Raw genomic sequence first — 9526 nt, forward strand, 5'->3', positions numbered from 1 at the left:
AATTCATTGCAATTTTCTATCTTTCAGTCTTAATCGGAAAATCGTACCGATTTTCCGCAACTGAAATTTATACGCTAACGTTAGGCAACATTTAATCACCAAGCGTTATTCTTACCTTCCAATTGTTTGGTTCATATTTCACGTATTTTACATTTACTGCATCAGAGAAACTAATTCTATGTTTTCTACCGTCAATATCTTTAATATCTTCAGGCATATTACCACCATAATACCATCTTGGGAAATAGTTTTCATTTGTTTGTCTATGAAATGCTTTTAATTCAAGTTCACGTTCCATTCCACGAGGTAAATGTAAAATACTACCTATTGCTGGTACTTGAGGTAGTTTACATTCTACATAAACGCTTTCATCCCAAATTTCAACATCATTTTCTATGTGTATAATACAGTCAATCATAATAAAAACGTTGCCTAACAAAGTATAAAAACAAAAGCTATTATTAGGCTATTTTTCTAAGGCTTTTGTTTGTTTGTTATATGCTGCCCTCATTCTTGCGTGGAGCATATTTACACGCTTCAATTTTTATACAGATACGTTAGCTACAATGCCGAAACAAACCTCATAGATGATTTTATTTTTTCTGTTTTTAACTTTAATCATAGTTCTTATTTATCCTGTTTTGGCGTGGAAAATGTTAAAAGCCTTAAAGCAAAAAAACAAACCGAAATTTTATCGACTTTCGACTATACTTTTAATACTGATTTTGATTCCAGGCTTTTATTGGAAAGTACTGCCAGGTTCAAATCTATTTTGGAATCCAATTGAGAAAGCCGAAGAACGTAACTACAATATCGAACTGACTGGATTTGAATTTAACGATGGTGAACTGATTTATGAATACGAAACCAAAAGAGCGTTTAATGGAGATGGATATTCGATTTGGATTTACAAAATTGACGACAAAACAGCAGAATATTTTAAAAAACCAAAAAATGAATTCTTTACCGAACATCCACGGACGGAATTAAGAAGTCATTGGGAACCTGAATTTTGGAAAAAAACACCATTTGACAAACAAGAGAAAAAGTTTTTCGACTTTGCTCACAGTACTCTTGACGAATTGGAATTTGAATTAGAGGACTTACTGTATGAAAATGGGAATTACTATGCGTATGAATATTATATGCATCGTTATGGAGTTGGAAATATTGACTTTTACATACTTTGTCCGAATAGAAAATTGATAGTAAAAATAAACCATAACACGTAAAAAGCACAGTAGCTAACAATGGCTATAATTCATTGCGGCTGAAATTCCTATCGGAATTTCATTGCAATTTACTATCTTTCGGCTATGGCGGAAAGAATCCTGCGGATTTTTCCGCAACGTATCATAGCCAAAACCGTTGTGGTTAATTTAAACAAAATGAGTAACAAGAAAGAATATTTTGGATTTAGCAAAGAAGTGAATGATTATTACAATCATTACGTAACTGTAGCTGATGCAAAAGCTGGTGTTTTAATCGCAATATCGTTTGTTTTATTTGATTTCTTGAAAGACTTCAAGCATTGTCTTCTAATTGAAGATATTTTATTCTATACAGCTACCATATTATTATCTCTGACTTGCTTATTTTCGGTTTGTACAGTTTTTCCTAGAAATCCCAAAAAGAAAAAGGGTTTGATTTTTTGGGAAAACGTAAAAGAATATAAAAGTTCTGGTGAATATTATTCAGAAATTAAGGAATTAAATAGCGAGAAAATTGAAAAAAAATACTCTAACCAAAATTATAATTTAAGTAAGTTATTAAGTAGGAAGTATTTTTTCATAAGGCTTTCAATAATTGTATTTATACCTGCTTTGGTTGCTTTAATAACCCTTTACCTTTTAAACACTAATGGCTGATTGGGGAAAAGAATATTGGAATTCAATTAAAGACCATTTTAAATCCAACATTGACGGACTGGATGACAAAGTGAATTCTGTAACCAATGGTCGAGTGACGCCAGCATTGGAAGATATCAAGATAGGTTCTGGTAGAAAAATGCGAACTGCTTGTCTATTTTTTGACATTAGAGGCTTCACAAAACGAACTAGCTCTTCTGATTTTGACAAACTAAAGGAAACTCTATATATGCTAAACTGTGTAATTCCAACAGTTATGAAAATCATATATGACTACAATGGCTATATAGAAAAAAATACAGGAGATGGTATTATGGCTCTAATTGGAACGGATGACGACGATGAGACTTCAGCTAATAATGCACTTCAAGCGTCTATGACAATTTTCTATGCATTAGAACACCTAATAAATCCTCATCTTAAAAAAAAGGGAATTGACGAAGTGAAAGCTAGAATTGGAATAGACCTAGGACAAATTCTAATAACACGCATTGGCTTACCAACTGGTCAGAGTAAACACAAAAGAAATTTTTTAACAGCTGTTGGACCAACAGCCAATATTGCTTCTAAAATTCAACACGCTTCTAGTACAAACCAAATTTGGGTTGGAGACCAAATAAAAGAAAATGCAAATGATGCGTGGAACAAGTTCTTTATAAAAAAAGAAATAGAAGACTGGATTTGGGTGTATGCACAATCTGGAAAAAAATATAATGTGTGGCATTTCGACGCACATTGGATTGAACTATAAAAAAACTAACCACAACAATGGCTATAAGTAATTGCTTGTTCTTGCCTATTTCTGAAAATCCTCGCGGATTTTCAGCTTGGTGTGTACTTGCAAAGTTTAGTGCTAAACCACGCAACTACTCATAGCCGAGACCGTTGTGCATAATTTAATCGAACCCAAATTTAATGAATAAAACTTTATTTTTAGTTTCAATTCTATTTCTATTTAGTTGTGGAAATAAACTGAATAAAATAAGTTCGGATTGCGAAAATCTTTACGCAGACGAAAAGGTTGAACTATGCCTGCCTTCAAAAAATTGGAAACCAGAAAAAATTGACAAGTACCTAATTTTTAAAAATGACTCGAATGATTCTTTAACAATCGATAAAAGTGTCATCGCAATAATGATTGACGATTACCAATCAGAATTAAGCGCAAAAGACTTGAGAAATCAACATTTGGAAAGTATGCTAAAATCGGAGACATTAAACGTGGAATTAATATCAAAAGGAACTGAAAATATAAATGGAAATACATTCTACGATTTTGAAGTAAACTCAAAAGATGGACAAGTATATTCTTATTTTCTATTTTATAATAAAGGAGAAATTGGATATAATATAAGCGCTACAATTCGAGAAGAAATTAGAAACGGAATTGACAAAAAAGATTATCTGAATTTTTTAAAATCATTACGAATAAAATAAAAAACTATGCACAACAATGTATAAATTCAATTGCGGCTGAATTTCCTGCGGAAATTCATTGCAATTTTCTATCTTTCAGCTCAATCGGAAAATCGGTACGATTTTCCGCAACTGAAATTTATACGCTAACGTTGTAGCCAATTAAAACAAAATCAATATGAAATTTTATCTGACAATTACAATTACTCTTTTAATCTCGACATTAGGATTTTCTCAAACTTCTGAAACTGACTCAATTTATAAAGCTAAAATAAAAAAATTGGATTTTATGGTTGGCAACTGGAAAGGAACTGGTTGGAGGATGGAACGAAATGGAAAATCAGAATTTGAACAAACAAATAGAATTGAATTTAAATTAGACTCAACTGCTGTTCTTATTGAGGGAAAAGGAATATCGAAAGGGAAAATTGTCCACAATGCACTTTCAATATTAACGTATGATAAAACTAATGACAATTATATATTTCGCTCATATTTACCAAACGGAATGAATGCAGAGTTTAAAGCTGAAATTATCGAGAACAAACTATACTGGTATACAAATGATAATATACGATTTAGAATATGGCAAAATGAGAAAGGACAATGGTATGAAACTGGTGAATATAAGAGAGAAAACTCTTGGATTCAGTTTTTCGAAATGACACTTAATAGAGAACAATAACTGGCTACAACAATGTATAACCGCAATTACGGCGGATTCGACTACGTCCGAATACACTCGGAATTGCTAACGTCAGTGCTAAACCGAAAAACTTCGTATATTTATCCGTAACTGACGGTTATACGAGACCGTTGGCATTAATTTAAATGAAACAATTCACAATCATATCAATTCTTATCTTTTTAGTGTCGTGTTCATCGACATTTAAGATTGTTGAACAACCGACAGAGTACTCAACAGTAATTGAAAAAGGACGAATAACTGGAGTTATATTTAAAGAAAATGGTGCTTGTTTTTTATGCCTTCAAGATAAAGAAAGATTCACTCCGACAATTGATGACATTCAAAAAACTGAGAGAATACTCGAACAAAATTTAAAAGAAGCGAATAAATCTAGAACGAACCAAGTTGACAATTGTCCAGTAATCCACAAAAAACTGAAATCATACAGAAGACAATACTTCGGTTACATTGACAGTAGCGGAAAGAAAATCATTTATATAACTTTCAATTGGAACAGATATTCGATTTTCGATAGACTCAGAGGATATTACAAAGACGAAAGTGAAAATTGGAAAAAAGAAAAGGAAATGGTATTGGACGGATGCAGTTACCATTGGGAAATAAAAATTAACTTAGACACAGAAGAGGTCTTTGAATTAGGAGTTAATGGAGTTGCTTTGAACGAAAGAAAAAATAAAAAACTAATGCCAACAATGTATAAATTCAATTGCGGCTGAATTTCCTGCGGAAATTCATTGCAATTTTCTATCTTTCAGTTTCAATCGGAAAATCGTACCGATTTTCCGCAACTGAAATTTATACGCTAACGTTACCCAACATTTGAAAAAAACCTTTGAACATAACAACAAACTTCTGAAAATCCTCTTGAGGGAGAATATCTATTTTGTTATTGGTTTGATAATTATAACGCCTATTTATTATTATCTAAAAAAAGGAGAGCAATTTGTTTTAGACTTTTTATTTGTCAAAATAATGTCGGTGATTTTCTTAATCTATAATCTACCGAATTTTATTATTTATTTTAACTATTACAAAGAAAATAAGAATACGAAAATTAAGATTGATACAAAAAACAATAGCATCGGAATTATCAAAAACGGAGTATCAAAACAATACGAAATAACAGAAATAAAATCTTCAATTTATCATTTAGGAATTTATTACAAAAATCGGATTGACAATGCAATGCGCTGGAAAATGATAAACTCTGACCTTGCATACTGGGATTTGGAATTTAATAATGGAGATAGATATTATATTTCAAACTTAATTGTGGACTTTCTGCACGACGAACCAATAGTGGAGAATACAAGGTATAGATTTAGAATGTTTCAGTACATAAACAAATCCGACTCAAAAGAAGCATTGACTTTAAAACAAGAATTGGAAAGGCAAAAAGAAAAAAGTCTAACTGAAAAGTTTGTGGAAAAATTTCAATCCAAATCCGAAAGTGAACTGAATGAAATTTTGACTAACAAATCGAAGTATCAGAAAGAAGCTGTAAAAGCAGTTGAAATAATAATGGGAAGTAAAAACGTTGGGTAACAATGGCTATAATTCATTGCGGTTGAATTCCTCATCGGAATTCAACGCAAATTTGCTATCTTTCGGCTACGGCGGAAAGAATCCTGCGGATTTTTCCGCAACGAAATCATAGCCGAAACCGTTGTGTGTAATTTGAGAAAAACGAAATGACAACATTGAAAATCGATGGTAAAAAACTAACTGATTGGAATTCTTTTCACTCTGAATTTAAATCCAAACTGAATTTTCCAGATTATTACGGAGAAAATATGGATGCTTGGATTGACTGTGTTGATGAATTGACTGAAAAGCCAACATTGTTGTAAATTGAGAATGGCAAGTTTCTAAAAGAAAATAAAACTGAATTATTAAATGCTATTTTAGAGTGAGGAGCTTTTGTCAATTTTAAAAAAATAGAGCAAGGAGAAAAACCGAATTTAATAATTGCAGTAGATTAAAAAATGATTGTTCCTGATATAGAAATTGTAACAATATTAGTAATAATATTTTTCGGACTTCCAATAATTTGGAATGCTCGAAAAAACGGACTTTGGAAATCCTTCAACTTTATCGGACTGATAAAAACAATTAATAAATCCTTAATAATTCAAGGAGTAATCGGACTGATTTTAATACTTCTGACTTGGTTATGGAATTCAGCGGACTTTAAATTTGACAGTTTTGTTGCAGGAACAACTTATACATATTTAATAGTCGGAATTTTTATGTATTTACCAGCATTGGGAATTCTGAATTTAATAAAACTCGGAATCAAGAAAAACCTTGGAAAACAATAAGCGGAATAAAAAAACTACACACAACACCGGCTATAGTTCATTGCTTCTGACTTTCCTATCGGAAAGTCCTCGCAAATTTGCTATCTTCGGTTTACGGCGGAAAATCCTCGCGGATTTTCACGCAACGAAACCATAGCCCAAACCGTTGTGGTTAATGTCGAAAAACCAAGAAACTAAATGAATAAAACAATATTTGAGATTACTAAAATGGACTGTCCTTCAGAGGAAAATCTAATCCGAATGAAATTAGACGGAATTTCAAGTATTGCGAATTTAGACTTTGACATTCCTAACCGAAAACTGACCGTTTTTCACAGCGGAGAAACTGACCAAATTGAAAAATCAGTTATCGAACTGAATTTAGGCGGAAAGAAAATCTCGACTGAACAAACCGACCAAACAGAATTTAATGAAAATGCAAACCAAAAAAAACTACTTTGGTCTGTACTTGCCATAAATTTTGCGTTTTTCATAATTGAAATAACAACAGGAATAATCTCAAAATCAATGGGATTGGTTGCCGACAGTTTAGATATGCTTGCGGACAGTTTCGTTTACGGAATTAGCTTGTTTGCTGTTGGCGGAACAGTAATAAAGAAAAAACGGATTGCCAAACTTGCTGGATATTTTCAAATAACACTTGCAATTATTGGATTTGTAGAAGTTTTAAGGAGATTTTTCGGAGACGAGAAATTACCCAACTTTTCGACAATGATTATAGTTTCAATTTTCGCACTTATTGCAAACGGAATTTGTCTTTACATTTTACAAAAATCAAAAAGTAAGGAAGAGGCACATATGAAAGCAAGTATGATTTTCACTTCAAACGATGTGATTATAAATTTAGGAGTAATAACAGCTGGACTTTTGGTAAATTGGTTGAGTTCAAGCAAACCTGATTTGATTATTGGAACAATAGTTTTTGTTTTGGTAATTCAAGGTGCTTTTAGAATTTTAAAATTGAGTAAATAAATAAAAAAACACTAACCACAACAATGGCTATAAGTAATTGCTTGTTCTCGCCTACGTCTGAAAATCCTCGCGGATTTTCAGTTTGGTGTGTACTTGCAAAGTTAACCGCTAAACCACGCAACTACTCATAGCCGAGACCGTTGCCACCAATTAAAACAAACATCAGTAAATGAAAAAAACTTTTGTAATAATTCTGATTTTCATCTCAAATCTGATTTACGGACAAATTCCGAATGAATTAACAAACGCTGAAAAAATTTACGGATTGTCAAAATTTTGGCAGGAAGTAAATTACAATTTTGTTTATCTAAATAAAGTTGATAAAACGGAATGGAATAATCAATACAAAAAGCTTATTACCGAAGTCCAAAATACAGCGAACGATTACGAGTATTATAGATTATTGCAAAAATTTTGTGCAACTCTAAACGATGGACACACAAACGTTTGGTTTCCAAAGGAAATTCAAGATAAGATTTTGAATACTGATTTTGGAGAATTCAAATTTATCCTATCTAACATTGATGGTAAAGCGATAATTACGAAAGTCAATAAAAGTAAATTAAGCGAATTACCAATTGGAACAGAAATAATAAAAGTCAATGGAATACCCACAAAAGAATATGTAAATCAAAACGTCAAACCTTATATATCATCATCTACTCAACACATTTTAAATGATTTATCAATAAAGTATATGCTCGAAGGTTTCATAGGTTCAAAATTTCAACTTGAATTAAGATTACCAAATGGCAGGATTAAAACAATCAATCTAACACATAAAGAAAGTGCCGAGCAAGAACTTTATCCCGAAGAAAAAAATGAACTTTTTGAATTTAAATGGATAAATGATGAGATTGCCTATATCGCTTTAAATTCATTTTCGAGTTGGGAAATAATGGATTTGTTTTCAGAAAAATTTCAAGAAATCCAAAAAGCAAAAAAACTGATAATTGACTTAAGAAAAAATGGAGGTGGCGAAGGTAATATTGGACGTGAGATTATAAAATACTTGACCAATGACACTATTCTGTATAGTTCAAAATCAAAAAGTAGGTTACACATACCAACCTATAAAGCTTGGGGAAAATATACAAAAGTACAAGACACATTGCGTGGCGATTGGCAAAAGCAATCCTATTTGAGTTACCAAGATGAATTTTATTATAACTTTCCTTACGAGCCTTATTCCACATCAAATTTAGATATTACAAGAATAGAACTACCAACAGTAATCTTAATTGGACATAATACTGCTTCGGCTGCGGAGGATTTTCTAATCTATGCTGACAATCAAGAAAATATAACTAAAATCGGAGAGCCAACTTTTGGAAGCACAGGACAACCGATGATATTTGATTTACCAAATGGCGGTTTTGGTCGTGTTTGTACAAAAAAAGACACTTATCCGGACGGAAGAGAATTTGTAGGTTTTGGAATTAAACCAGATATTGAAGTGAAAACGACTTTGAAGGATTATATGGAAAATAATGACCCTGTTTTAAATAAAGCGATTGAATATTTGAACGAAAAATAACTGGTGGCAACAACGTATATAGCTCATAGCTAATCAGTTGCTTAAACGAACTTAAGGCATACTTGGAAAGTCGCCAAATTTTTAAATTTGACGATTTCCAATAAAAAAGACAAATAATAAAATTTAAAAATTTGGCTTGTGCTTAATCGGAAAATAATTTTCTAATTTGCACGCTACGAGCCATATACAAGACCGTTGGTTACAATAGCGGAATTAAAAACTAAGTGTGAAAATTGTGTGAATTCTGAACTTTAAAAACAGCGGAACTTTGCGCAAAAAGTATAACGAAAACTGAGTTTAAAAAAGAAATAAAAGCAAAGGAAATGAAAAGAATTTATGTAGTTTATTTCGTACTTATTGCAAGTATCATTCTTATGATATTAAATATTGCTGAATTAGATTTTGACAACCTTAAAAAAGGTCCTTTTACTGGAATTATTTCAAATATACTGCTGATTGCAGCAATGTTGTTAACTATAAGAGATATAAAGAAAAAAGAAAATAACTAATTGGAGTTTAAAAAACGTGAATTGATTACTTCTACTCTATCGAATTCCAAAATTGCGGAATAAAACGTGGAATTGAGTAGCAGAAAACTGAAATATAACTGTAACCAACAATGTATAAATTCAATTGCGGCTGAATTTCCTACGGAAATTCATTGCAATTTTCTATCTTTCAGTCTTAATCGGAAAATCGTACC

13 protein-coding genes are annotated in these 9526 nt (G+C 31.7%); 12 read left to right on the forward strand and 1 reads right to left on the reverse strand.

Annotated features, from left to right (window positions below; genetic code table 11):
- Positions 1-91: 91 nt before the first annotated feature.
- A complete protein-coding gene (locus WA340_RS05685; RefSeq protein WP_336127800.1) occupies positions 92-418 on the reverse strand; it encodes a hypothetical protein in 327 nt (108 codons plus the stop codon).
- 169 nt (positions 419-587) lie between these two features.
- Between WA340_RS05685 and WA340_RS05690 the strand changes: the two genes are divergently transcribed.
- From WA340_RS05690 to WA340_RS05745, 12 genes are all read left to right on the forward strand, one after another.
- Positions 588-1232, forward strand: a complete 645-nt coding sequence (locus WA340_RS05690) for a hypothetical protein (RefSeq protein ID WP_336127801.1) — start codon at positions 588-590, stop codon at positions 1230-1232.
- A gap of 156 nt (positions 1233-1388) precedes the next feature.
- Positions 1389-1868: a Pycsar system effector family protein gene (locus WA340_RS05695; RefSeq protein ID WP_336127803.1), complete on the forward strand. Its 480-nt coding sequence runs from the start codon at positions 1389-1391 to the stop codon at positions 1866-1868.
- A complete protein-coding gene (locus WA340_RS05700; protein ID WP_336127804.1) occupies positions 1861-2619 on the forward strand; it encodes an adenylate/guanylate cyclase domain-containing protein in 759 nt (252 codons plus the stop codon). Before WA340_RS05695 ends, WA340_RS05700 begins: the two co-directional genes overlap by 8 nt.
- Positions 2620-2783: 164 nt before the next feature.
- Positions 2784-3305, forward strand: coding sequence for a hypothetical protein (locus WA340_RS05705; protein WP_336127805.1), 522 nt, complete (start codon positions 2784-2786; stop codon positions 3303-3305).
- A gap of 157 nt (positions 3306-3462) precedes the next feature.
- Entirely contained in the window at positions 3463-3969 is a 507-nt protein-coding gene (locus WA340_RS05710) for a hypothetical protein (RefSeq protein WP_226696981.1), read from the forward strand.
- 146 nt (positions 3970-4115) lie between these two features.
- Entirely contained in the window at positions 4116-4709 is a 594-nt protein-coding gene (locus WA340_RS05715) for a hypothetical protein (protein WP_272973353.1), read from the forward strand.
- A 103-nt stretch (positions 4710-4812) separates the two neighbouring features.
- Positions 4813-5538 carry a hypothetical protein gene (locus WA340_RS05720; RefSeq protein WP_336127807.1) on the forward strand — a complete coding sequence of 242 codons (726 nt, stop codon included), beginning with the start codon at positions 4813-4815 and terminating at the stop codon, positions 5536-5538.
- A 146-nt stretch (positions 5539-5684) separates the two neighbouring features.
- Positions 5685-5843: a barstar family protein gene (locus WA340_RS05725; protein WP_336127808.1), complete on the forward strand. Its 159-nt coding sequence runs from the start codon at positions 5685-5687 to the stop codon at positions 5841-5843.
- A gap of 135 nt (positions 5844-5978) precedes the next feature.
- A complete protein-coding gene (locus WA340_RS05730; protein ID WP_336127809.1) occupies positions 5979-6314 on the forward strand; it encodes a hypothetical protein in 336 nt (111 codons plus the stop codon).
- Between the two features lie 177 nt (positions 6315-6491).
- On the forward strand, positions 6492-7286 hold the full coding sequence (locus WA340_RS05735; RefSeq protein ID WP_336127811.1) for a cation transporter: 795 nt from the start codon (positions 6492-6494) through the stop codon (positions 7284-7286).
- Between the two features lie 169 nt (positions 7287-7455).
- Positions 7456-8823: a S41 family peptidase gene (locus WA340_RS05740; protein ID WP_336127812.1), complete on the forward strand. Its 1368-nt coding sequence runs from the start codon at positions 7456-7458 to the stop codon at positions 8821-8823.
- A 323-nt stretch (positions 8824-9146) separates the two neighbouring features.
- A complete protein-coding gene (locus tag WA340_RS05745) occupies positions 9147-9332 on the forward strand; it encodes a hypothetical protein (protein WP_299036134.1) in 186 nt (61 codons plus the stop codon).
- The last annotated feature ends 194 nt before the right edge of the window (positions 9333-9526 follow it).

The organism is Mesoflavibacter sp. CH_XMU1422-2 (genome assembly GCF_037029245.1).
Classification (GTDB): domain Bacteria; phylum Bacteroidota; class Bacteroidia; order Flavobacteriales; family Flavobacteriaceae; genus Mesoflavibacter; species Mesoflavibacter zeaxanthinifaciens.